The sequence below is a fragment of the Bartonella sp. AA74HLJMH genome (assembly GCF_042197045.1).
GTDB lineage: Bacteria > Pseudomonadota > Alphaproteobacteria > Rhizobiales > Rhizobiaceae > Bartonella.
The window spans coordinates 336,320-360,208 of the sequence record NZ_JBHIRJ010000001.1; the positions used below are offsets into that span (position 1 = coordinate 336,320).

At 37.8% G+C, this 23,889-nt stretch carries 17 protein-coding genes, 3 tRNA genes and 2 pseudogenes; 17 read left to right on the plus strand and 5 right to left on the minus strand.

The window, feature by feature from the left end:
• Positions 1–331 precede the first annotated feature (331 nt).
• The 3 genes from ACFINH_RS01340 to rirA are packed head-to-tail and all read right to left on the minus strand — an operon-like array spanning position 332 to position 2,475.
• Positions 332–820: a CinA family protein gene (locus ACFINH_RS01340; protein WP_375631780.1), complete on the minus strand. Its 489-nt coding sequence runs from the start codon at positions 818–820 to the stop codon at positions 332–334.
• The gene (locus ACFINH_RS01345) at positions 817–2,007 is read right to left on the minus strand and encodes a bifunctional 2-C-methyl-D-erythritol 4-phosphate cytidylyltransferase/2-C-methyl-D-erythritol 2,4-cyclodiphosphate synthase (RefSeq protein WP_375631815.1); all 1,191 of its coding nucleotides are present in this window, start codon (positions 2,005–2,007) and stop codon (positions 817–819) included. The genes ACFINH_RS01340 and ACFINH_RS01345 overlap by 4 nt, the downstream gene beginning before the upstream one ends.
• 24 nt (positions 2,008–2,031) lie before the next feature.
• Complete coding sequence (rirA, locus tag ACFINH_RS01350) at positions 2,032–2,475, minus strand: iron-responsive transcriptional regulator RirA (RefSeq protein ID WP_375611276.1); 444 nt, start codon at positions 2,473–2,475, stop codon at positions 2,032–2,034.
• A gap of 172 nt (positions 2,476–2,647) precedes the next feature.
• Here rirA and ACFINH_RS01355 point away from each other — a divergent pair, with 172 nt between their 5' ends.
• The 8 genes and pseudogenes from ACFINH_RS01355 (at position 2,648) to ACFINH_RS01390 (ending at position 13,830) form a co-directional block, all read left to right on the plus strand.
• Positions 2,648–4,915 (plus strand): ATP-binding protein, encoded by a 2,268-nt coding sequence (locus ACFINH_RS01355; RefSeq protein ID WP_375631782.1) that lies wholly within the window; start codon positions 2,648–2,650, stop codon positions 4,913–4,915.
• A gap of 1 nt (position 4,916) precedes the next feature.
• Positions 4,917–6,275, plus strand: coding sequence for a sigma-54-dependent transcriptional regulator (locus ACFINH_RS01360; protein WP_375611278.1), 1,359 nt, complete (start codon positions 4,917–4,919; stop codon positions 6,273–6,275).
• Positions 6,276–6,279: 4 nt separating this feature from the next.
• Positions 6,280–7,656 (plus strand): Trk system potassium transporter TrkA, encoded by a 1,377-nt coding sequence (trkA, locus tag ACFINH_RS01365; RefSeq protein ID WP_375611279.1) that lies wholly within the window; start codon positions 6,280–6,282, stop codon positions 7,654–7,656.
• Between the two features lie 10 nt (positions 7,657–7,666).
• Positions 7,667–8,475 (plus strand): annotated as a pseudogene (locus ACFINH_RS01370) (hypothetical protein).
• Between the two features lie 147 nt (positions 8,476–8,622).
• Positions 8,623–9,255, plus strand: coding sequence for an ATP-dependent Clp endopeptidase proteolytic subunit ClpP (clpP, locus tag ACFINH_RS01375; RefSeq protein ID WP_375611281.1), 633 nt, complete (start codon positions 8,623–8,625; stop codon positions 9,253–9,255).
• Positions 9,256–9,437: 182 nt separating this feature from the next.
• Positions 9,438–10,712, plus strand: a complete 1,275-nt coding sequence (gene clpX, locus ACFINH_RS01380) for an ATP-dependent Clp protease ATP-binding subunit ClpX (RefSeq protein ID WP_273723371.1) — start codon at positions 9,438–9,440, stop codon at positions 10,710–10,712.
• A gap of 183 nt (positions 10,713–10,895) precedes the next feature.
• The gene (gene lon, locus ACFINH_RS01385; protein WP_375631785.1) at positions 10,896–13,322 is read left to right on the plus strand and encodes an endopeptidase La; all 2,427 of its coding nucleotides are present in this window, start codon (positions 10,896–10,898) and stop codon (positions 13,320–13,322) included.
• A gap of 229 nt (positions 13,323–13,551) precedes the next feature.
• Entirely contained in the window at positions 13,552–13,830 is a 279-nt protein-coding gene (locus tag ACFINH_RS01390) for an HU family DNA-binding protein (RefSeq protein ID WP_375611283.1), read from the plus strand.
• A 1,055-nt stretch (positions 13,831–14,885) separates the two neighbouring features.
• Here ACFINH_RS01390 and trmFO read toward each other — a convergent pair.
• Complete coding sequence (gene trmFO, locus ACFINH_RS01395; RefSeq protein ID WP_375631787.1) at positions 14,886–16,298, minus strand: methylenetetrahydrofolate--tRNA-(uracil(54)-C(5))-methyltransferase (FADH(2)-oxidizing) TrmFO; 1,413 nt, start codon at positions 16,296–16,298, stop codon at positions 14,886–14,888.
• 134 nt (positions 16,299–16,432) lie between these two features.
• On the opposite strand from trmFO, the gene ACFINH_RS01400 reads away from it, so the two are divergent.
• The 6 genes from ACFINH_RS01400 (at position 16,433) to ACFINH_RS01425 (ending at position 22,411) form a co-directional block, all read left to right on the plus strand.
• A tRNA-Leu gene (locus ACFINH_RS01400) sits at positions 16,433–16,515 on the plus strand.
• Positions 16,516–16,650: 135 nt separating this feature from the next.
• The gene (tig, locus tag ACFINH_RS01405) at positions 16,651–18,078 is read left to right on the plus strand and encodes a trigger factor (protein ID WP_375631789.1); all 1,428 of its coding nucleotides are present in this window, start codon (positions 16,651–16,653) and stop codon (positions 18,076–18,078) included.
• Between the two features lie 130 nt (positions 18,079–18,208).
• A complete protein-coding gene (gene gatB, locus ACFINH_RS01410) occupies positions 18,209–19,708 on the plus strand; it encodes an Asp-tRNA(Asn)/Glu-tRNA(Gln) amidotransferase subunit GatB (protein ID WP_375631791.1) in 1,500 nt (499 codons plus the stop codon).
• 181 nt (positions 19,709–19,889) lie between these two features.
• Positions 19,890–20,288 carry an NADH:ubiquinone oxidoreductase subunit NDUFA12 gene (locus ACFINH_RS01415; RefSeq protein ID WP_375631793.1) on the plus strand — a complete coding sequence of 133 codons (399 nt, stop codon included), beginning with the start codon at positions 19,890–19,892 and terminating at the stop codon, positions 20,286–20,288.
• A gap of 89 nt (positions 20,289–20,377) precedes the next feature.
• Positions 20,378–20,803 carry a DUF2155 domain-containing protein gene (locus ACFINH_RS01420; RefSeq protein WP_375613043.1) on the plus strand — a complete coding sequence of 142 codons (426 nt, stop codon included), beginning with the start codon at positions 20,378–20,380 and terminating at the stop codon, positions 20,801–20,803.
• An 876-nt stretch (positions 20,804–21,679) separates the two neighbouring features.
• Complete coding sequence (locus ACFINH_RS01425; RefSeq protein ID WP_375612890.1) at positions 21,680–22,411, plus strand: rhomboid family intramembrane serine protease; 732 nt, start codon at positions 21,680–21,682, stop codon at positions 22,409–22,411.
• Here the strand turns inward: ACFINH_RS01425 and ACFINH_RS01430 are convergent.
• Complete coding sequence (locus tag ACFINH_RS01430) at positions 22,408–23,238, minus strand: TrmH family RNA methyltransferase (protein ID WP_375612889.1); 831 nt, start codon at positions 23,236–23,238, stop codon at positions 22,408–22,410. The genes ACFINH_RS01425 and ACFINH_RS01430 overlap by 4 nt on opposite strands.
• A gap of 205 nt (positions 23,239–23,443) precedes the next feature.
• Between ACFINH_RS01430 and ACFINH_RS01435 the strand changes: the two genes are divergently transcribed.
• The 3 genes and pseudogenes from ACFINH_RS01435 to ACFINH_RS01445 form a co-directional block, all read left to right on the plus strand.
• Positions 23,444–23,527, plus strand: a tRNA-Tyr gene (locus ACFINH_RS01435).
• 31 nt (positions 23,528–23,558) lie between these two features.
• Positions 23,559–23,632: transfer RNA gene (locus ACFINH_RS01440), tRNA-Gly, on the plus strand.
• A 181-nt stretch (positions 23,633–23,813) separates the two neighbouring features.
• A pseudogene (locus ACFINH_RS01445) lies at positions 23,814–23,889 on the plus strand (elongation factor Tu); the annotation flags it as partial.

Sequence of the window (23,889 nt, forward strand, 5' to 3'; positions counted from 1 at the left end):
TAAAAGTATATAAAATCTACATCTGTACACTTATGAAGAAGTCCTCCTGCATCATTTATTTGCTATCTCTCAAGATGTTGCGCGCCAGCTCTTAGCACTTAAGAGAAGTACAAGTGTCTCTTTCTTTAATCATTTTATTTATACAGTTTTTTCTCTTGTGGCGTGCAAGTGAATAAATTTGATTAATTCAACCTACACAGGACTGAAGTGAGATAACTTTACGCTATTCAGATCTTTCATTTTCAAGTTGTGATACAATAAAATTTTTTCAAGATGTTGACGATTATAGACACGATGGGGAATAAAGAATTTTGAAATTAGTATGGGGAATTCAGTGAAGCAATTCTAGAATCATTTTAAAAGCATTTTCAACAGTTGCGTGGCGGATAGCATTGCGACTAAGATGAGCAAAGTGCATTTCTTTGTGCAGGGGGGAGTGGTTTTTGTAAGCAACTGCGCAATGCACAAGTCCTACAGGTTTATCAAGACTTGCACCTCCTGGACCAGCAATTCCTGTTACAGAAACTGCAATGTCAGCTTGTGAATGTTTTAATCCACCCTCAGCCATTGCAAGAGCAACTTCTTTTGAAACGGCACCATGGGTTCTTATAAGTTCAGCACAAACGCCAACAAGGCGTGTTTTGGATTCATTTGAATAAACAACAAATCCACAATCGAGAACATCTGACGATCCTGCTATATTTGTGAGGCATGCAGCAATGAGTCCCCCTGTACAAGACTCTACAGTTGTTAACAGCAAACCTTTTTGGCGAAAGGTATTAAGGACTTCATGTGCGTGTTTTTCACAAAGATATGTCATTGGGGAATTTCTCCTGAATAAAGGACGCTCACTGTTGCAAGAGCAGCAATTCCCTCACCACGACCAATAAATCCAAGCCTTTCATTTGTTGTTGCTTTGATAGAGATTCGATCAGGTGTTATTGCAAGTATTGTTATAAGATTTTCTGTCATGGCATGACGATATGGACTAATTTTAGGATTTTCAGCGATAATTGTGATATCAACATTGGCGATACGACCACCTGCTTGTTTTATAATATCAAGAGCATGACGGAGAAAAATTTCTGATGATACATTTTTCCATTGAGGATCAGAGGGAGGAAAATGTGTACCGATATCTCCAGCACCTTGAGTTGCAAGAAGGGCATCTGTTAATGCATGAAGAGCAACATCCGCATCGGAGTGTCCATTTAATTTTTTATGAAAAGGAATTTTTATACCACATAATATAAGAAAATCACCATCCTCAAAAGAGTGAACATCATAACCATTGCCGGTGCGAATATCAGGAAATATTTGCATTTTCTTTTGGAGATATAAATGTGCAGCATTAAAATCTTCATGCCATGTAATTTTTATGTTGTTAGGATCCCCAGGAACGGTACGCATAGGAATTCCAAACCATTCGGCAATTGCGCAATCGTCAGTGAATTCTTGTTTGCAAGCTTGTTTTGCTTGTTTATGGGCCGCTAAGATATGTTCAAAGGGAAAACACTGTGGAGTTTGTGCACTATAAAGATGGGTACGGGGAATTGTTTCTAAAACATGCTGATTATTTATACGTTTAAGGGTATCAGAGATGGGCAGAACAGGAAGAACACCTTCTTGAGGCGTGATAGTGTTGTGAATGTTATTAAGAAGCTTGTTTTCGATAAAAGGGCGTGCACCATCATGAATATGCACATATTGGGGGGCAAATTTTTTGAGTGCCTGAAGTCCATATAAGGTAGAGATTTGACGTGTATTGCCTCCTTCAACGATAGTAAGGCGCTCTTTAAAATCGTCAATAGCTTGTTCACAGATTTGACGATCTTCTGGATGAATAACAAGAATAATTGTTGTGATAGCTGGATGCTGCAAAAAACAATGCACGGTATGATAAATAATTGGCTTTTGTCCTAGAAGCCGATATTGTTTTGGAATTTTATGGGGAGATCCTGCTCTTTCACCCCGTCCAGCGGCTAATATTATTGCTGCAATAGAAATACTTAATCTCCTTGTATTATAATCTTAGTTTGCTTTTTTGTCATTAATTTTAAAATGATTTTGAAAGGATGGTTGTTGTAGATCAGCAAGGGATATCACGGATAACACCTCAAAAAAAGCATTTAATGCTTTTTGAAGTGCGGTATTTAAACCACAAAAATCAAACAAGGGGCAAGTTGGTTCTGCAGTATCGAAACATTCTGCGAGGGAAAAGTTGTCTTCTGTTACTTTCACAACATCCGCGACTGAAATTTCTGCTGCGGGTTTAGCCAATCTAACTCCACCATTGCGTCCACGCACTGTTTGTATAAAACCTGCTTGAACAAGCAGCTGAAGGATTTTAAATAAAAAAAGCTCTGAAACGGCATATGCTTTAGCAATTTCTGGAACACGACTGAGAGTTCCCTGATTATCTGCACAATACATAAGCATTCGAAGAGCATAATTTGTTTGTTTTGTTAATCGCATCTCATTTCCTTCGTAAAGTATCGTCGAACACAGTCTATTTTAAAGATATTTTGCAAAATGTAGAAGTTTTTTCTCGTTGACTATATTTGCCTATTTTAAATGTAGTATTAGTATTGTCAATTTTTGCTACAAAAGGTTATATGAGAATAATGGGATAAGGGTATGTAAGCTCATGACGAATATAACATCTGTGACGAATCTTCAAGACATAGATAAAAATACTTATAACGATGAGTTGTATCGTTTAAGTAAGGTATATATTTTTTTAGGGATTACAATTATTGTATTGGCTTTACTTACGGCCTCTGTTTCATTTATTATTCTTATTGGATTAACTCCTGTTGTTCCCAGTAGAACAGTAACCCTTATTCTTATAGGAATTAATAGTTTTTGGGTTTTAGGGCTTATTGTCATCGTTTTTTATGAGATGATACCGATCATTCGTGCTTGGCGTTCAAGGCGTGCAGGATCGCGTCTTCATGTGCGCCTTATTTCATTGTTTGCACTTGTTGCGACAATGCCAGCTGTTGCTGTAGCTCTTGTATCGGGTCCAGCACTAAATTTGGGACTTGATCGATGGTTTGATACAACAACGCGGCAAATTGTGGGCTCTTCTATTGATTTAGCAAATGCTTATGCAGATGAAATGCTCCAAAATTTAAAAAATTTATCCTATGCGATGGCATTTGCACTTGATAACAAAAAACTCTTAGAACGTAATCCAGCTGAATATAGGATGCAATTGACGCGTCATGCTCTAGGACGCAATTTGCGTGGTGCATTTTTGTTAAGTTCTAGTGGAGCTATTTTTGTATCGAGTGCTCTTGGTGATGAAGATAAACTGCCAATTCCTCCTTCTCATCTTATTGAACGTGCAACCAGTGCGAGACCTTTTTCTTTTCAACCAGGCGTTCATGATTATTTTGGTATTATTTTAAAATTTACCAATATTCCAAACACATTTTTATATTTGGTGCGTGACGTTGATAAAGGTGTTTTATCTGCTTTGCGTTTGACAGAAGTTAATACAGATCGTTATCGTGATTTAAATGAGAATCGCCTGCTGACACAGATTGCATTTGGTATGCTTTATTTGTGTCTTTTTTTTAGTTTATTCTTATCAGCCATTTGGGCTGCTATTGCTGTTGCTGATCGCTTAGTACGTCCTATTCGTCTTCTCATTAGTGCTGCCGATGATGTTGCTTCTGGAAATATGGAAATTTTCGTGCCAGTACGAGCAAAAGATGGAGATATTGGGCAATTATCCAAAACTTTTAATTACATGGTCAGTGAATTGAAAAGTCGGCGTAATGAATTGATTGCAGTGCGTGATCAAATTGATGAAAGACGGCGTTTTTCTGAAGCTGTGTTATCGGGTGTAACAGCGGGAGTAGCAGGTATAGATGATAATGGTGATATCACCATTATCAATCGGTCTATTGAAGCGATGTTTGATATTCGCTCAGAGCACGTTGTTGGAAAAAGTCTTTTATCTTTAAGCGCTGAAATTTGGCAGGTTTTTCAGTTTGTGCGTTCATTGGATCGTAAAAACCATCGTGAGCAGGTCACTTTAAACGTTGCAGGAAAAGAGCGTGTCTGTAATGTCCAAGTTACGATGGAGGAGGATGATGGACAAGGGCAATCTTGGGTTCTAACAATTGATGATATTACAGACCTTGTTGCAGCGCAACGTACAGCGGCGTGGGCGGATATTGCGCGGCGTATTGCACACGAAATTAAAAATCCTCTTACACCTATTCAGTTATCCGCTGAACGCATTCGTAAACGTTATAACAAAGCTATTACACAAGATAGAGAGGTCTTTGAGCGGTGTATTGACACAATTATTCGGCAGGTTGGAGATATTGGGCGTATGGTTGATGAGTTTTCCTCTTTTGCACGTATGCCCAAACCCAAAATGCATATTTTAGATATACGAGAATTGTTGCGCGAAGCATGTTTCTTGATAGAAGTGACGCGACATGATATTCATTTTGAGCAAGATTTAGGAACTCTACCACTTATGGGTGCATTTGATAACCGTCTCATTGTACAGGCTTTTTGCAATGTTATCAAAAACGCGAGCGAATCCATAGATTCAGTTATGCGAGAGGAAAATATTCACGGTCATATTCTTATCCGTTCTTATCGTCAGGAAGAATGGGTGGTTGTGGATGTTGTTGATAACGGGAAAGGACTTCCTAAAGAGCAAAGACAAAAGTTATTAGAACCCTATATAACAACGCGGGAAAAAGGAACAGGGCTGGGGTTAGCTATTGTGCGCAAAGTTATTGAAGATCACGGTGGTTTCATGGAGCTTCATGATGCACCGGAGAGTTTTTATGAAGGTCGTGGTGCGATGATCCGTTTGATATTTCCAGCGGATGGGGGTAAGCAGGGTAATATTATACAAGCCATAAATCATAAGATAGGGGAATAGTATGGTATCAGATATCTTGATTGTTGATGATGAAGCAGATATTCGTGAGCTTGTTGCTGGTATTTTAGATGATGAAGGTTATGAAACGCGTGTTGCTTGTAACTCTGATGAAGCATTGGCTCAAATTAGTGAGCGTATTCCAAAGCTCATTTTTTTGGATATTTGGCTACAGGGTAGTCGTCTCGATGGTTTAGCACTGCTTGATGAAATTAAAACACAATATCCGGCTCTTCCGGTCGTTATGATCTCTGGTCATGGTAATATTGAGACGGCTGTTTCCGCTATAAAGCGAGGGGCATATGATTTCATTGAAAAACCTTTTAAAGCTGATAGACTTGTATTGGTTGCAGAGAGAACACTTGAAAATTCAAATTTAAAACGTGAGCTTTTAGAATTGCGAAAGCGTTCGAACGAGACATTAGAGTTGCTCGGAAAATCGACAGTTATAAAAAATTTGCGTCAAATCATAGAAAAAGTAGCACCAACCAATAGTCGCATCATGATAACAGGTCCTTCAGGGGCAGGAAAAGAGACTGTTGCACGAGCTATTCATGCGCTCTCAACGCGTTCGAATGGGCCATTTGTTACAATAAATGCTGCAACGATTACTCCGGAAAGAATGGAAATAGAGCTGTTTGGCAGCGAAATGGAGGGAAGAGAGCGTAAAATTGGTGCCTTAGAGGAAGCTCATGGCGGTATCTTATATCTTGATGAAATTGCTGACATGCCGCGTGAGACTCAAGGGAAGATTCTTCGGGTTTTAACGGGGCAAACATTTGAGAGAATTGGCGGCACAAAACGTGTTAAGGTGGATGTCCGTATCATTTCTTCGACAGCGCAAAATCTTGAAAACCTCATTTCTGATGGGCGCTTTAGGGAGGATCTTTTTCACCGTCTTTCCGTTGTTCCTATTGTTGTTCCGCCCCTTTCAGCGCGTCGTGAAGATATTCCAGAACTTGTACATCATTTTGTAAAAACAATATCACAGCAGGTTGGGATTAAACCGCGTGCAATCAGTGATGATGTGATTGCTATTTTGCAAACGCACGCTTGGCCGGGTAATGTGCGGCAATTACGTAATAATATTGAGCGTCTTCTTATTCTTGTGCGGGATGGTGATGGTCCTATAACAGCGGACTTTCTTCCCAGTGAAGTAAGTGATTCTTTGCCACGTCTTCAAATGGATTCAGATGAAAGTATAATGGATTTGCCGTTACGTGAAGCTCGAGAATTATTTGAAAAGAGATATTTAGTGGCGCAGATTGGGCGTTTGGGTGGAAATATATCACGTACTGCTGAATTTATAGGCATGGAGCGTTCAGCTTTGCACCGTAAACTTAAAGCGCTTGGAGTTTCTTAAAGCGATGCGTATTATTATTTGTGGAGCAGGACAGGTTGGTTATGGGATAGCAGAGCGTCTTGCTGCTGAAAATCACGATGTTACTGTTATTGATATTGAAACGAGATTAATTGAAAAGATTCGCGATACATTGGATGTGAGAGGTTTTGTTGGTCACGGTTCACGGCCTGAAGTTCTTTTGGCTGCAGATGCAGACAAAGCTGATATGTTGATTGCTGTCACTTTGTTTGATGAAGTTAATATGGTAGCTTGCCAAGTAGCACATTCATTATTTAATGTGCCCACAAAAATTGCTCGTATTCGCTCACAATCTTATTTAGAACCACGTTATAAGACGCTTTTTTCCAGAGAGAATATTCCCATTGATGTGGTTATTTCGCCAGAAGTTGAAGTTGGGGAAATGGTTTTGCGCCGTATTGCTTTACCTGGTGCAATAGATGTTCTTTATTTTTGTAATGATGATATTGTGGCACTAGCTTTGGAATGCATGGAAGATTGTCCCGTTATTAATACACCTTTGCGTCAATTAACAGAGCTTTTTCCAGATCTTCATACGACGGTTACTGCTATTAAACGTGGCGCGGAATTATTGGTTGCACATTCAGAAACGCAATTACGCGTTGGTGATATAACCTATCTTGTTGTTTCTCGTGAACAGATGCGTCGTGCTGTTGGGCTTTTTGGTCATAAAGAACAAGATGCCCACCGCATGATTATTGCAGGGGGTGGTCACATTGGCCTTTATGTTGCACAGGCTATTGAAAAGCGTTTTCATAAATTAAAATTGAAGATTATAGAAGCGCATAGAGAAAGAGCCCTCACAATTGCTGATCAGCTTGAAAAAACAACAGTTTTATACGGTAACGTGTTAGATCCAGTGATTCTTCAAGATGCGGGAATTGATCAGTCCGATTTAATGATTACATTGACCAATCAAGATCAGGTTAATCTCTTAAGCGCTATTATTGCTAAAAGATTGGGCTGCAAAGCCAATATGGTATTGATTAATAATGTTGCCTATCAAGAATTTAGTCGTGCTGTTGGTGTGGATGCATATCTTAATCCCCATAGTGTTACAATATCGAGAATTTTGCAACAAATGCGCCGTGGGCGTATTCGTTCTGTTCATTCAGTTTTTAATGGCCGAGCAGAAATTATTGAAGCTGAAGTGATGCAAACATCTTCATTGGTTGGTAAGTCATTATCAGAGCTCAATTTATCAGATGGTTTGAGAATTGGTGCAATTTATCGCAATAAGACAATAATACAGCTTTCGGCAGATACGCGTATTTTGTCTGGTGATAGAATAGTGATTTTTGCTCTTGCTGATAGGGTTCGTGATGTTGAACAACTCTTTCGCGTAAGTTTAGAATATTTTTGATGTATTATCTATGGATATTTGTACTTTTTGGTATAGTGGACAATTAAGATTGGTGGATAGGCTTTGTTTGTCTTCAATGGTTAAAACTGGACAGCGCGTTAAGCTTTTTAGTTATGATAAAAAATAGATAATCTCCCTGCTGGTGTTGAGCTGCATGAAGCCGAATCAATTTTACCACGCTCAGCAATTTATCGCCTTGATCCCGATTTTTCTGATGATAAATTAGGGTGTACAATTGTTCAGTTCTCGGATTTTTTTCGTGTTATGCTGATGAAATATCAACAAGGTGTTTGGTTAGATACAGATGTTTACCTTGTTAAACAATTTCATCCAGATGCGGATAAGGTTTGGTTGGCAAGAGAAAATAATACAAGAGTAGGCGTTTCTGCACTTTATTTTCCGCCCAATAACCCTATTATAAAAATATTTGAGGATTATTGGGCAGGTGCAGAAATTATTCCTCATTGGCTTGGGTTTAAGCGTCGTGTTTGGAGACCGTTCTGGTTAAAGAGGAAAAAAATGCCGATTTTACTGGGAAATCTTGGCGTTACAATATTTGGCAATGATGGTATTTCACGATTAGCAAAACGATATGGTTTTTTTCATGAAGCAAAGGAAAAGGAAACTTTTTATTATTGGACTGGGCGAAAAACTGAACGTATTTTTGAACCAGCTTTTGGCGTAAAGCCGCTTACAGATTCACGCTTGATAGGTTTTCATATTCACAGAAAGACAAAGACTACGAAAAGACCTCAGGAAGGAAGTTTTTACCATTGGGCGGTATCTCGCATTCCGGATGTTCATCATTTGTTTAGGTAGAGTTATTATTGCTATTTTAACTATTGAGATTTTAATCTATCTTATACAATCTCTTGATTGTAGCTTGCACAAGAGAGTAATGTTAACATATGGACAAAAACATTGAATGTGTAAAGAGCGGTTGTTATATGAACGGAAAGTAAAAATATGAGTGATCCAATGAAAACAGCATTAAGCCTTGTTCCTATGGTTATTGAACAAACAAATCGTGGTGAACGGGCCTATGATATTTTTTCCCGTCTTTTAAAGGAACGGATTATTTTTATTAATGGACCTGTTGAAGATGGTATGGCAATGCTTGTTTGTGCACAATTGCTTTTTTTGGAAGCGGAAAATCCTAAAAAAGAAATTAGTCTTTATATTAATTCTCCAGGTGGTGTCGTAACATCTGGTATGGCTATTTATGATACTATGCAGTTTATTCGCCCTCCTGTTTCTACGCTTTGCATGGGGCAAGCGGCATCTATGGGGTCTTTATTATTAACGGCTGGAGCAAAAGGTCATCGTTTTACATTGCCAAACGCACGTATTATGGTGCATCAACCATCTGGTGGTTTTCAAGGTCAAGCTTCAGATATTGAGCGACATGCGCAAGATATTATAAAGATGAAACGGCGTTTAAATGAAATTTATGTTCAACATACGAGTCAAGATTATGAGGTTATAGAGAGAACTCTCGATCGCGATCATTTTATGACAGCAGAAGAAGCCAAAGCGTTTGGCTTAGTTGATGATGTTATACAATACCGTGCAGAAACTGAAAAAGAAGAAAAAGATTAAGAATTTTTATAGAAAAAACAGCTACTTTAAATCAAGAGTTTTATAAAAAATATCGCAAAATAAGAGAAACACCTAAAAGTATTGAGACATGCATGGTTTTCTATATGTCTTTTAGTTTTCATGATGAAAGGCTTCCTTTGAAAAGGCAAAGTGTTCATATATTGTGGTGAAAGGAAAGAAAAATGAGCAAAATTAGCAATAGCGGGAACGAATCAAAAAATACTCTCTATTGCTCGTTCTGCGGCAAGAGTCAGCATGAGGTGCGTAAGCTCATTGCGGGGCCTACTGTATTTATCTGTGATGAATGTGTAGAGCTTTGCATGGATATTATTCGGGAAGAAAATAAGTCTTCTGGGGTTAAGGTGCGTGATGGTGTTCCTACGCCACAGGAAATTATAACAGTTCTTGATGACTATGTTATTGGTCAGCAGCATGCAAAGCGTGTTCTTTCTGTTGCTGTTCATAATCATTATAAACGGTTGGCGCATCAGTCTAAAAGCAATGATATTGAGTTGGCTAAATCAAATATTCTTCTTGTTGGTCCAACGGGTTGTGGTAAAACTTATCTTGCACAAACATTAGCACGTATTATTGATGTGCCTTTTACGATGGCGGATGCGACCACTTTGACTGAAGCGGGTTATGTGGGAGAAGATGTTGAAAATATTATTTTGAAGCTTCTTCAAGCAGCAGATTATAATGTTGAACGTGCGCAGCGTGGTATTGTTTATATTGATGAGGTTGATAAGATTTCTCGTAAAGCAGACAATCCTTCTATTACAAGAGATGTTTCGGGGGAAGGAGTTCAGCAAGCATTATTAAAAATTATGGAAGGAACGATTGCTTCTGTTCCTCCTCAAGGTGGACGTAAGCATCCGCAACAAGAGTTTCTTCAGGTTGACACCACAAACATCTTATTCATTTGTGGGGGAGCTTTTGCAGGTTTAGAACGGATTATTTCAGGGCGTGGTGAAAAAACTTCTATTGGTTTTTCTGCGACTGTTAAGGCTCCAGATGAGCGTTGTGTCGGTGAAATTTTTCGTGATTTAGAGCCTGAAGATCTTATTAAATTTGGTTTAATACCAGAATTTATTGGGCGGCTTCCTATAGTCGCTACCTTAGAGGATTTAGATGTTAACGCCCTCATGCAAATTTTATCCCAACCTAAAAATGCGTTAGTAAAGCAATATCAGCGTCTTTTTGAAATGGAGAATGTTGAGTTAGCATTTCATGAAGATGCTTTACGTGTTATTGCAAAGAAAGCAATTGAACGTAAAACTGGTGCTCGTGGTTTACGTTCTATTATGGAGAAGATCCTTCTTGAGACGATGTTTGAGCTACCGGCTCTTGAAGGCGTTCAAAAAGTGGTTATTTCGAGTGATGTCGTTGATGGTAAAGCGCGTCCTCTTTATATTTACTCAGAACGTGCAGAAGATAAAGAAAATGTATCAGCATGACATTGTGCGATGCACAATATAAAAGGTGGTAGTGAACGGTATTTGATAGGTGTTTCTAATAATATCATTATAATGCTTGATTTATGTATGAGTAATTACCACTTCATGTACAGTGAAGAGCTGAGATTTTCTAAAGGTGGGCTAATTGTTGTAGATAGCTCATAGGCTCCAGAAAGGAGAGTTATGCAATATATTGATGAAAAGACAGATGAAGTAAGAGATGGGGTTTATGCTGTTTTACCTCTTCGTGATATTGTTGTCTTCCCCCATATGATTGTTCCACTTTTTGTGGGCCGCGAAAAATCAATTCGTGCTCTTGAAGAAACGATGGCGGTTGATAAGCAAATACTATTGGTGACACAAAAAAATGCTTCTGATGACGATCCAAAATCAGAGGATATTTATCATATTGGTACATTTGCTAATATTCTTCAACTTTTAAAGCTTCCTGATGGTACTGTAAAGGTTTTGGTTGAAGGAACTGCACGTGCAAAAATTAGTCAATTTGCTTTAAGTGAAGGTTATCATCAGGCTTTTGCAACTGTTACAGAAGAACCTAGAGAGAGTGATGTTGAGATTGAAGCTCTTTCAAGGTCAGTGATTACTTATTTTGAAAACTATGTAAAGCTTAATAAAAAAATCTCTCCTGAAGTTGTGAATGCGATTGGCCAGCTTGATAATCCTTCTAAGCTTGCCGATACGATTGCTTCTCATTTGATGATTAAACTGGCAGAAAAACAGGAAATATTAGAGCTCTTACCTGTGCGGGCCCGTCTTGAACGTGTTTTGTCCTTCATGGAAGGAGAAATTTCTGTTTTGCAGGTTGAAAAACGTATTCGTTCGCATGTTAAACGGCAAATGGAAAAAAACCAACGAGAATATTATCTCAATGAGCAGATGAAGGCTATTCAAAAAGAGTTAGGAGCAGGTGATGATAGCCGAGATGAACTCTCTGAATTAGAAGAACGTATCAAAAATACAAAACTATCCAAGGAAGCGCAGGAAAAAGCTGGAGCAGAATTGAGAAAATTACGGAATATGTCTCCGATGTCTGCAGAAGCGACAGTTGTACGTAACTATCTTGATTGGTTATTAGCAATGCCTTGGGGTAAAAAATCTAAGATTAAAAACAATTTAGATTTTGCTGAAAAGGTCATGAATAATGAACATTTTGGTCTTGAAAAAGTTAAGGAGCGAATTATTGAATATTTGGCCGTACAAAGTCGCGCGTCAAAGATAAAAGGTCCCATTATTTGTTTGTTAGGTCCTCCAGGTGTAGGGAAAACATCATTAGCGCGCTCTATTGCAAAGGCAACGGGACGTGAGTATGTTCGTATCTCATTGGGAGGTGTCCGAGATGAAGCAGAAATTCGTGGACATCGCCGAACATATATTGGCTCGATGCCTGGGAAAATTATCCAGTCTATGAAAAAAGCAAAAAAATCTAATCCGCTTTTCTTGCTTGATGAAATTGATAAAATGGGCCAAGATTTTCGTGGTGATCCTTCATCCGCTTTATTAGAAGTTCTTGATCCTGAACAAAATGGTACATTCATTGATCACTATTTGGAAGTTGAATATGATCTTTCTGATGTCATGTTTATCACAACTGCCAATACGCTTAATATTCCAGGTCCGTTAATGGATCGTATGGAAATTATTCGTATCGCTGGTTATACTGAATGTGAGAAAATGGAAATTGTTAAACAGCATCTTTTACCAAAGGCACTAAAAGATCACTGTTTGTCTAAAAAAGAACTCAGTATTTCTGATGGGGCACTAAGGTCAATTATTCAGTTTTATACACGTGAGGCAGGCGTTCGTAACCTTGAACGTGAACTCATGAAAATTTCCCGCAAATCCGTTACAAAAATTCTCAAAACACATCAAAAATCTGTAAAAGTTACAGAAAGTAATATTCATGAGTTCTTGGGTGTTAAACGTTATCATTACAATCAAATTGAAGGAGAAAATCAAATTGGTGTTGTAACAGGTCTTGCGTGGACAGAAGTCGGTGGAGAGTTATTGACCATTGAAGGAGTTATGATGCCCGGCAAAGGGAAGATGACTGTAACTGGAAATTTACGTGATATTATGAAAGAGTCCATTTCAGCGGCAGCATCTTATGTACGTTCTCGTGCTGTTGATTTTGGTATTGAACCTCCACTTTTTGAAAAACGCGATATCCATGTTCATGTTCCAGAGGGTGCGACACCAAAAGATGGCCCGTCGGCTGGGATTGCAATGGTGACAGCAATTGTTTCAGTCCTTACAGGAGTAGCTGTGCATAAAGATATTGCAATGACTGGTGAAATTACTTTACGTGGACGCGTTTTACCCATTGGTGGATTAAAAGAAAAACTCTTAGCAGCTCTTCGAGGAGGGATAAAAAAAGTACTTATTCCTGAAGAAAATGCAAAAGATTTGGTTGATATTCCTGATGATGTCAAAAATAATATGGAAATTATTCCGGTAAATCATGTGAGTGAAGTTTTGAAACACGCTTTGGTTCGTTTTCCAGACACTATTGAATGGAAAGAACCCTCTACAGGGGCTGTGCCAATCCGGTCAGAGAGCAGTGATAGTGAAGGGATACAGATTGCGCACTGATTCACTTATCTCATTTATAACGGCATTTTTTAGGTGGTAGAAGGTGTTGTTGAGGTTATTATTCTGTTTTTTGTTGGAAAAAGTAAAAAATTCCGTGAATAACTGTGATTATTGCTAAAAAAACAATGTTTTGGATAAAAATAAGACTTCTGTTTGCTGTACTTTTCAATAAACTGACCAATAACATGATTAAGTCATGTTCAGGTAATATAGGGAAAGGAAATATTTTATGAATAAAAGTGAATTCGTTAGCTCCGTTGCTGAAAAGGCAGGTGTTTCGAAAGCGCAAGCTGGTGCTGTTGTTGATGCTTTTATGGCTTCTGTGACAGAAGCTTTGGCTTCAGGGGGAGATGTTCGTCTTCCAGGTTTTGGCACTTTTGAAGTTTCTCATCGTGCTGCAACAAAGGGGCGTAATCCTTCAACTGGTGCTGAAATCGATATTCCAGCACGTTCTGTACCCAAATTTTCTGCAGGAAAAAGCCTTAAAGAAGCAGTTAATAAAAAATAATTTAAGCTACATTAAAAAAACCCGATTTATTTATAAGCGGGTTTTTTTAACACATGTGTTATGCTTGTTTTTCACATAAAACTTTGAGATCCTTGCGATATTTTTTATTTTCATGTATTGCTGAAATATATTGTTTTTAGTCTTTTCAATGAAATATTGTACTGTATTAATTGAGCGCGGGTATGGCTTATAAAATGTAATATTAACTTTTATTACGCTGAAGTGTTACGGTATTTATTTCAAAACAAGATCCGTAAATAATATGAAGCGGAAAACTCTGTAAAGTCCATAAAAGTTATTATATATCACCATTTACGCTTAATAAAAGTGCATGTTGGTGCCACCGTGCTATCTATTTTCTCAGTTCCTATAATGTTGCGACTAGCCCCAGATATCTGAGTCGAGTGCATAAGGGATAGTTTTATTCTTTTACTCTTATACGCCAACCTTTCTTGTGACGCACCAAGAGGATAATTTTATTGATTTATTATAAGATCCTGAAATAAAAAAATCTTTTGATATTCAGATTTGGTTTTTAATATTGGGATTTTTCTTGGCATTTGAGAGGGGAGAGATAGCTCCAGCTCTATCCTACAAATATTTTTTCCATATCTTTATTTCACTTGTGATATGCAAGCGAGTATTTTTCCTTCATCATACAAGAGTTAAAATGAGAGAACATCACAAACTTTGAGGGAGGAAGTTAAAAAACAGAAAAATTACTCTTATAAAATAATATACATTACGTAATATAAAAACTATTAATAAAGATAGTACAGTATTACTTGTGTATTTCCATTTATTTATTTTGATTATTCATAATATGTTTATATAATTATTTTGTTTTTAGTCATTAAATCATATTAAATTATTGATAGCGGTAAAGTTTTTTATAGCCAAAAGTTATTTTACAGCATCTACATAATTGAATAAATGATGAAACGTAGGGTAGTATTTATTGATTGGGGGAGACAGTCTTTAAAAGGCTTTAGAATGATTTTTTCACGAGAGTTATAAAGATCTATTCAGTAGGAGAGAGGCGAATCGTGTGTTTTTTATAAACAGGAGCTCTTTGATTCTTTATTTGCTAACCACTGAGTACAATCATTGAGAGCTCTCGCTGTTATGGCTTGTTTTTTTACTAATTTTTTTTCTTTACTTGGTAAACGTTTCCCTGAATGTTTAATAGAAGCAATAGGGGGAAAAAGTCCGAAATTGATATTCATTGGCTGAAAAGACTGTGTTTCTGCTTTTTCATCTATGATGTGTCCCCCCGTAATATGATTCAAAAGGGCTCCGAATGCTGTAGTTTGTGGGGGTAGGCAAGGGGAAATATGACGATATTCGGCAGCAGCAAAACGTCCAGCAAGAAGCCCTATTGCCGCTGATTCTACATAACCTTCACATCCGGTAATTTGCCCTGCAAAGCGTAGTTGTTTTTTTTGTTTTAAACGAAGGGTTTGATCAAGAATAATTGGCGAGTTGAGGTAGGTATTGCGGTGAAGACCACCAAGACGCGCAAACTCTGCTTTTTCAAGACCGGGAATCATTCTAAAAATGCGAATTTGTTCACCATATTTCAATTTTGTCTGAAAGCCGACCATATTATAAAGCGTTCCAAGTTTATTATCTTGGCGTAATTGAACGACAGCATAGGGTTTAACTGTAGGGTTATGGGCATTAGTTAAGCCCATAGGTTTCATAGGACCATGTCTTAACGTTTCAAGTCCGCGCTCAGCCATAATTTCAATGGGGAGGCATCCATCAAAATAGGGCGTTTTTTCAAAGTTACGAAACTCTGTTTTTTCAGCATTTTTTAACGCTTCAACGAATGTTTCATATTGTTCTTTGTTGAGGGGACAATTAAGATAATCTTTTCCTGTTCCCTCAGGACCAATTTTATCATAGCGAGACTGATACCAACAAATGTTGATATCAATACTGTCGGTATGGATAATAGGTGCAATTGCATCAAAAAAAGAAAGAGCTTTTATACCGGTTATTGCTTGTAATTTTTGAGCAAGTGCAGGCGATGTAAGGGGGCCTGTTGCAATGACAACATGTTTCCAAGCTTTAGGAATTTCTTGAACTTCTTCACGTTTGATTGTTATAAGAGGGTGGTTTTCAAGTGCTGTCGTAACGGTTTTTGAAAATCCATCACGGTCAACAGCAAGAGCACTACCTGCGGGAACTTTGTTGGCATCAGCAGCTTTCATAATTAACGATTTTGCTAATCGCATTTCAGCATGTAAAAGCCCTACGGCATTTGTTAATGAATCATCGCAACGAAACGAATTTGAACAAACCAGTTCTGCCAATTTATCGGTTTTATGGGCATCTGATTTTTTTGCGGGTCGCATTTCATGCAAAACAACAGAAATTCCTGACTGAGCGATTTGCCAGCTTGCTTCACACCCCGCAAGACCGCCACCGATGATATGAATTGGGATATCAAATGTCTTTAACATAATTGACTTTTAGCGTAAGCAGTTATGTATGAAAAGCATAGATTTTGTTTTTTTTAATATATTTGTTTGCTTTTTTTCTGTAATTAATGGTATAGAAACGCCGCTTGTATAAGGTTATTAGCTTGTAAGTTTGAGCGGATGTGGCGAAATTGGTAGACGCACCAGATTTAGGTTCTGGCGGGAGACCGTGGGGGTTCGAGTCCCTCCATCCGCACCAAAGCAATCCCTTAAGTGCTACGGATTTCTACGTGTCTGAAATTCCGCTTCATGGTAAATGTAACACTCGAAGTGTTAGAATGTAATGATTATTAGAGTGGGTTGATCCCTCTCCTTAGAAAAATGAAGGTGTTTAATGCAGGTTACCGAGACGCTTAATGAAGGACTGAAGCGCGAAATTAAGATCGTGGTTCCAGCGAAAGATTTAGAAGAAAAGTTGAATGAACGATTGGATGATACCAAGGGAAAAATCAAGCTTAATGGTTTTCGTCCCGGTAAAGTGCCTAGTGGGCATTTGCGAAAAATGTATGGTAAATCCTTTATGGCGGAGATTCTCAATGAGATACTCAGTGATGCACCCCGTTCTATTTTAGCAGACCGCAATGAACGTGCAGCGATGCAGCCAAAAATTGATATAGATGAAGATGAAAAAATTCTAGATGGCAAAGCTGATTTTACTTTTAGTTTAAAGTATGAAGTTTTACCAAAAATTGACATTAAAGATTTTGAACATATTAAGGTTATTCGTGAAATTGCAACTATTCCTGAACAGGATATTGATGATCAAGTCAATCGCGTCCTTTCTTCTACGCGTAATTATTCCCTAAAAGAGGGGAATTCTGAAGAAGGTGATCGCATTACCATAGATTATCAAGGTAAGCTTGAAGGCGTTCCATTTGAAGGTGGGACAGATAGTGATGCACAACTGATTCTTGGGTCAAAACAATTTATTCCTGGTTTTGAAGAGCAATTGGTTGGTGTGAAAGCTGGGGATGTAAAAACGATTTTTGTTAAATTTCCTGATAATTACAGTGCGGCACATTTGGCGGGACGGGAAGCGGAATTTGCCATTACTGTCAAAGCTGTCTTTAAACCAGATGAATTAAAAATTGATGATGAAGCAGCGCAAAAAGTTGGTTTAGAGTCTCTAGATCGCTTACGTGAGGTCGTTCGTGGGCAGATTGAAAGCCAATATGGTTCAGTGACACGTCAAAAAGTTAAGCGTCAAATTCTTGATGCTTTAGATGCTGATTATAATTTTGAGATTCCTGAAGAACTTTTAGAGGTTGAGTTTAACAATATATGGGCTCAGGTTAATGATGATTTGAAAAAGGCTGGGCGCAGTTTTGAAGATGAAGGTATTACAGAAGAAAAGGCACGGGAGGAATATCGTGTCCTTGCGCAGCGTCGTGTTCGTCTTGGTTTGGTGCTTTCTGAAATTGGAATGAAGGTTGGTGTTAAAGTTAGTGAGGATGAGCTAAAAGCAGCAGTTTTTGATCAGGTTCGCCAATATCCTGGACAAGAGAAAGAGATTATGGATTTTTTCCGTAAGACTCCGGAAGCTGTTGAAAATCTACGTGCTCCGATTTTTGAAGAAAAGGTCATTGATCATTTATTAGCACAGATAAAAGTCACAGATAAAGAAGTGACGGTTGAAGAGTTGATGAAAGAATATGACGAATCAGATGTCCCTGAAGAAAAGCAGGCAAAGAAAAAGTCTGAAGTGAAAGAAAAGTCTACAGAGAAAAAACCAGCTAAGAAAAAGGCTCCTAAAAAAGCTTAATATTTATGCAAACAACACAAGCCCGATAAAATCGGGCTTGTGTTGTAAGATTTATATCCTAGGATTGCACTGAGAGAATGGTTTTAGATAAGCCATGAGTGAATTTTAAAATATTGGTAGTGGATTGGCAATGAGCATCATTGATACGCGTACTCCTGATTCTAAGCGTTTTATTTCTGGAGTTACAGGTGATTGGGAAGTCATCATTGGCATGGAAGTTCATGCGCAAATCATATCAAATTCGAAACTTTTTTCAGGAGCATCAACCAAATTTGGTGCAGAGCCGAACAATCATGTATCACTTATTGATGCAGCCATGCCAGGTATGTTGCCTGTTCTTAATCAAGAATGTGTTCGTCAAGCGGTTCGAACGGGGTTAGGATTAAAGGCGCATATTAATTTAAAATCTGTTTTTGATCGCAAAAACTATTTTTATCCAGATTTACCGCAGGGGTATCAGATTTCTCAATTTCGCTATCCCATTGTAGGAGAGGGAAAGATTATTATATCTGTTGGTCCAGATTCGAATGGCCAATTTGAGGATATTGAAGTGGGAATTGAGAGGTTGCATCTTGAACAGGATGCTGGAAAATCGATGCACGATCAACATCCAACGATGTCTTTTGTAGATCTTAATCGTTCTGGTGTTGCTCTTATGGAAATTGTTTCCAAGCCTGATATGCGCTCATCAGATGAAGCCAAAGCCTATATGACAAAATTGCGTACGATTGTTCGTTATTTGGGCACTTGCGATGGCAATATGGATGAAGGTTCTATGCGTGCAGATGTCAATGTATCTGTTCGTCGTCCTGGTGAAGATTTTGGAACGCGCTGTGAAATTAAAAATGTTAATTCTATTCGCTTTATTGGTCAAGCAATTGAATATGAAGCGCGTCGTCAGATCGCAATTTTAGAAGATGGAGGCGTCATAGATCAAGAGACTCGGCTTTTTGATGCCGCTAAAGGTGAAACGCGTTCTATGCGCTCAAAGGAAGAAGCGCATGACTATCGTTATTTTCCTGATCCTGATCTTTTACCATTAGAATTTGATCAAGCATTTGTGGATGCTTTGGCAGCGGACTTACCAGAATTGCCTGACGCTATAAAAGCACGTTTTGTTAAGGAAATGGGATTGACAGTGTATGATGCTTCCATTCTTGTGACAGAAAAGGCTATTGCTGATTATTTTGAAGAAGTAGCACGTGGGCGTGATGGAAAAATAGTTGCCAATTGGGTGATTAACGACCTTTTAGGGGCTTTAAATAAAGATAATCGTGAGATTGAAGAGTCACCAGTATCGCCAAATCAATTGGGAAGCATTATTGATCTTATAAAAGAAGGAGTTATTTCTGGAAAAATTGCCAAAGATCTTTTTGAGATTATTTGGAATGAGGGGGGAGATGCACGCCAAATTGTAGAAGAACGAAATATGAAGCAGGTAACGGATACAAAGGCTATTGAAAGAGCTGTTGATGAGATCGTTGCCAATAATTCTGATAAAGTTGCGCAAGCAAAGCACAAACCTGCTTTAGCTGGTTGGTTTGTTGGACAGGTAATGAAAGTAACAGGTGGTAAGGCAAATCCCCAAGCTGTTAATGAATTGGTTAAGATGAAACTTGGCATAGATTAAATTTTATGGGGTGGAGAAGAAGCCATACATATGATATCTTCTTGAAATTAAAGGATAGCACGTTAACCTATCAATTGGAATTGTAGTTGAATTTACTAGTAACTTTTTCGATAATTTCAATCGTTAATAATTTTATTCCAACGATTAATTTCATGAGCGCACTAAATGAATGGAATAGCAGATGGCTCGTTTTTTTAAGCAAATCTTCACATGGTGGAATGGTAATACCATTGGTACGCGTTTTTTCACATGGCGCAAAGGTAAGCGGATAGGGGAAGATCAGTTTGGAAATATATATTATGAAGGAGGACTTCATAAGGATGGTTATCCGCACCGTTGGGTTATCTATAAAGACTATTCTGAGGCCTCTACTATTCCACCAGGTTGGCATGGCTGGATTCATCATCGCTGTGAGTGTCCACCAACACAAGAGGATTATCATCCTTATGAATGGGAAAAGCCTCATGTTGCAAATATGACAGGAACAAGTGAGGGCTATCGACCAAAGGGAGCTATCACCTCCAATGGAGAGCGTTTTTGTGTGCATGAAGATTATGATGCGTGGTCACCTAAAAAATAACATGTTTTAATGTGCGTGTGTATTTTTGTCTTATTTGACTCTATGTTATGAAAAGAATTATTTTTTAAGGTGCGATTGATTTTGATATGATGAGATTTTTTTTATTGTTAGGGGTGAGGCATTTTATATATATTTTTTTAATGGGAATTTTAGTGTTTTTATCCTTAAATAATGGGGTGCGGGCTGAGCGTATTAGCAATGGAATTGCTGTTTTTGCAGGTCTTGACAAAATCACGGGACGGACAACACGTTTTGAAGTTACTCTTGGTAAAATTTATCAGTACGGTGCATTACAGGTAACACCACGTGCGTGTTATACGAGCTCTAAAGATGAACCCACGCGTACAACTGGTTTTGTTGAAGTCAATGAAGTAACATTAGATAAAAAAGTACGGCGTATTTTTACGGGATGGATGTTTGCAGATAGTCCTGGTTTGAACGCTGTTGAGCATCCTATTTATGATGTGTGGTTAAAGGATTGCAAGCAGAATGCTCAAGATCTTCCTCTTCAATAATTAGTGTGTTATCTATTTATAATACATTGATTTATAATGGTCCTTTATCATTTTACAACTTAATAGCAAATTCCTATGATTACCTCATTTAATTTTTTTTATATTGAATAATCCAAACTATTCTCTTGCGCGTTACAAGTGGCGGATGTGTCAATAACACTGTCTAAAAAAGGAATAAAAAATTCCGTCATGAACTGTTTAAATTCAAAGATGCATCATTAGAATCAACATATTTTTTAAGTGTTTCATAAGAGACAGTTCTTGAATTATATCTGTTAAAGATTGAAATGAAAGGCTTGTTTATATTTGTTAAAGAGATGAATTGACGCTTTTGCATGTATGAGGGAAACAGATTATCAAGTAAGTAATTTATCATGAAACACTAATTATTATATCTAGAGAACGCTGTATTGGTATTTTTTCTCATAGAGATGTCGTTTTTCGTTCAAAGCATAGAAGCAATGCAGGCCATATTAATGGAAAAATTGAGATTTAAGATTCTTTAAAGTTTATCAATCGAAGTATAGCGTGGTTAAAAAATGCAATAATCAATATATTTCTAGTAAGAAAATAATGTTTATATATTTTTATTATACACCACCTCATAAGTGAGTTTGTCTATTCGTAAGTTCTTGTATATTGCATGGTAACTTCACATTTAAGTAAGCGGGATACCACTAAGTTTGTAAATCATATTCTTGATATCCATGCTTTTTAAAATCTTTTGTATAAAATACACGTGTTTTCATGTAGAGCTATTGAAAATTTAAAAAGGGGGTTCGAAGAGGCGTTGAGAAGATTCTGCATCACTGGGAATGGTATATTTATTTTGTATAAAGTATAACCCATTTTCTAAAAAATACGAGATTTTATACAATGAAAGTTTCTAGTCACCAACATAATGATGTTTCCCGATTGCCAAAACAACCTAAAGAACCCTTATTGAATGTTCCATTTATTATAGTTGTTTTGATAGCATTTTGTTTTTGTCTTTATTGCATTTCTCAGTATTTTTTTTCTCATCAGGTTTATGTTGAAAGCCTTGAGCTTTTTTCATTTATACCAGCATTGTTTAAGAGGGATCCTGTAGCATTTTGTTATACCATGGTGAGTTATTCATTTATGCATAGTAGTTTTAAACATGTTGCTCTTAATATGGTTTGGCTTTTGGTTTTCGGCTCTCCTTTAGCAAGGCATTTTGGTGTTTTACGTTTTTTAATTTTTTGGGTGTTAACGGCAGTTATTTCTGTTTTGACTTATTTTACATTTCATCAAGAAAGTACCATATCACTTATTGGGGCGTCAGGTGCCGTATCTGGAATGATGGGTGCTATTGCACGTTACGGTTTTCCTAGTGGTAATCTAGCTGTCAATGCGCAGAACGAAAAACTTTTAGGACCTTTATTATCTGTCAAAAAAGCTCTGTGTTCTAAGGGGGTTCTTGTTTATATGAGTGTATGGCTGACGACTGATTTGATCATAGGTATTTCTTCTATTTTGTTTGAAGAAAATGGCATCTCAATAGCATGGGAAGCTCATATTGGCGGGTTTTTTGCGGGTTTTTTGTTGGTTGGTTTTTTTGATGTTTCACAAAAAATTAAAAACTAGAATCTAAGATATTGATGTGCCACATAAAGAGCTATTGTTGCTGCATTTGAAACATTTAATGATTTAATATTTCCAGGCATGTCAAGGCGTGTTAAAGCGCAAACGGTTTCGCGTGTTTTTTTACGTAAACCTTTACCTTCTGCTCCTAAAACAAGAGCAATTTTATTCCCTGTTAATGCTGTTTCTAGAGGTTGGTCACCTTCTGAATCGAGACCAAAGCTTGTAAAACCTGTTTGATGAAGTTCTTGAAGAGCTTCAGCAAGGTTTCGTACGGTAATATAATGAATCATTTCCAGAGCTCCGGATGCCGCTTTCGCAAGAACACCGCTTTCGTGGGGAGAGTGACGGCAAGTTGTAATAAGTGCTTTAGCTTTCAATGCAACTGCAGAGCGCATAATAGCGCCAACATTATGTGGATCGGTAATTTGATCCATGACAATGACCAGATCAGTATTGGTTAGTTCCGACAGTTTGCATGGTTTGAGGGGGAGAGTTTCCAAAACAATACCTTGATGAACAGCCTCACTTCCAACAAGCGAATCAAGATATTTGGGGGTGCATAATGTAACAGAGCAAGGATAATCTGATTCGGATATATTTAATCGTTTTAAGGCATTTTGTGTAACGTAAAGACATTTTAAAATTCTTTTTGGGTTTTCTAAAGCAGCCTGAACAGAATGAATGCCATAAAGATGAATGATCTCTTGCTGTAAAGAAGCAGCTTTCTTCTTTGGGTGTGTAAAAGATCGAGAAGGAGAGCCTTTTGTATCGCGATATCGGCGACGCAAACGAGCATAATGAGAATTTTGTGATGTTTTTTCTTTCATAGCTTCTTTATAACGTGTTAATAAGAAAAATAGAGAGAAAAAATCTATGATTTAAAATTATGAGCAGGAAATTTGTACAGAATTGTATTTATTCTGTTGACAGATACAATAGTAATCGTCATAACCACTTCGCAATCAGATTGAATTGAATGGGTATTCAAGATGGTTGTCGTGATGTCTCATTGCGCGACTTTATCGGTGTAATGGAGGGGTGCCCGAGTGGTTAAAGGGGGCGGACTGTAAATCCGTTGTGTATGCTACGTTGGTTCGAATCCAACCCCCTCCACCATTCATCGAAGGAGAGTTAGTAAGTGGGTCATGCGGGTATAGCTCAATGGTAGAGCAGCAGCCTTCCAAGCTGAATATGCGGGTTCGATTCCCGCTACCCGCTCCAAATGGTTGTTGATGATTGGGCAAATAGGTATGATGGAGGATATTCCATTTATAGATTTGGTGGGGTTTTCCGTCTAAGAGTTGTGGTGATTGGGCTGTTTACAGTCTGGTCAGACTTAAGTTTTGCAGAACTGTCCCTAGGTGCTAATAAAAATAGGGAATAAAACAAGAGATTAATAGCAATGGCGAAGAGCAAGTTTGAACGAACAAAACCGCATGTTAATATTGGTACGATTGGTCACGTTGATCATGGGAAGA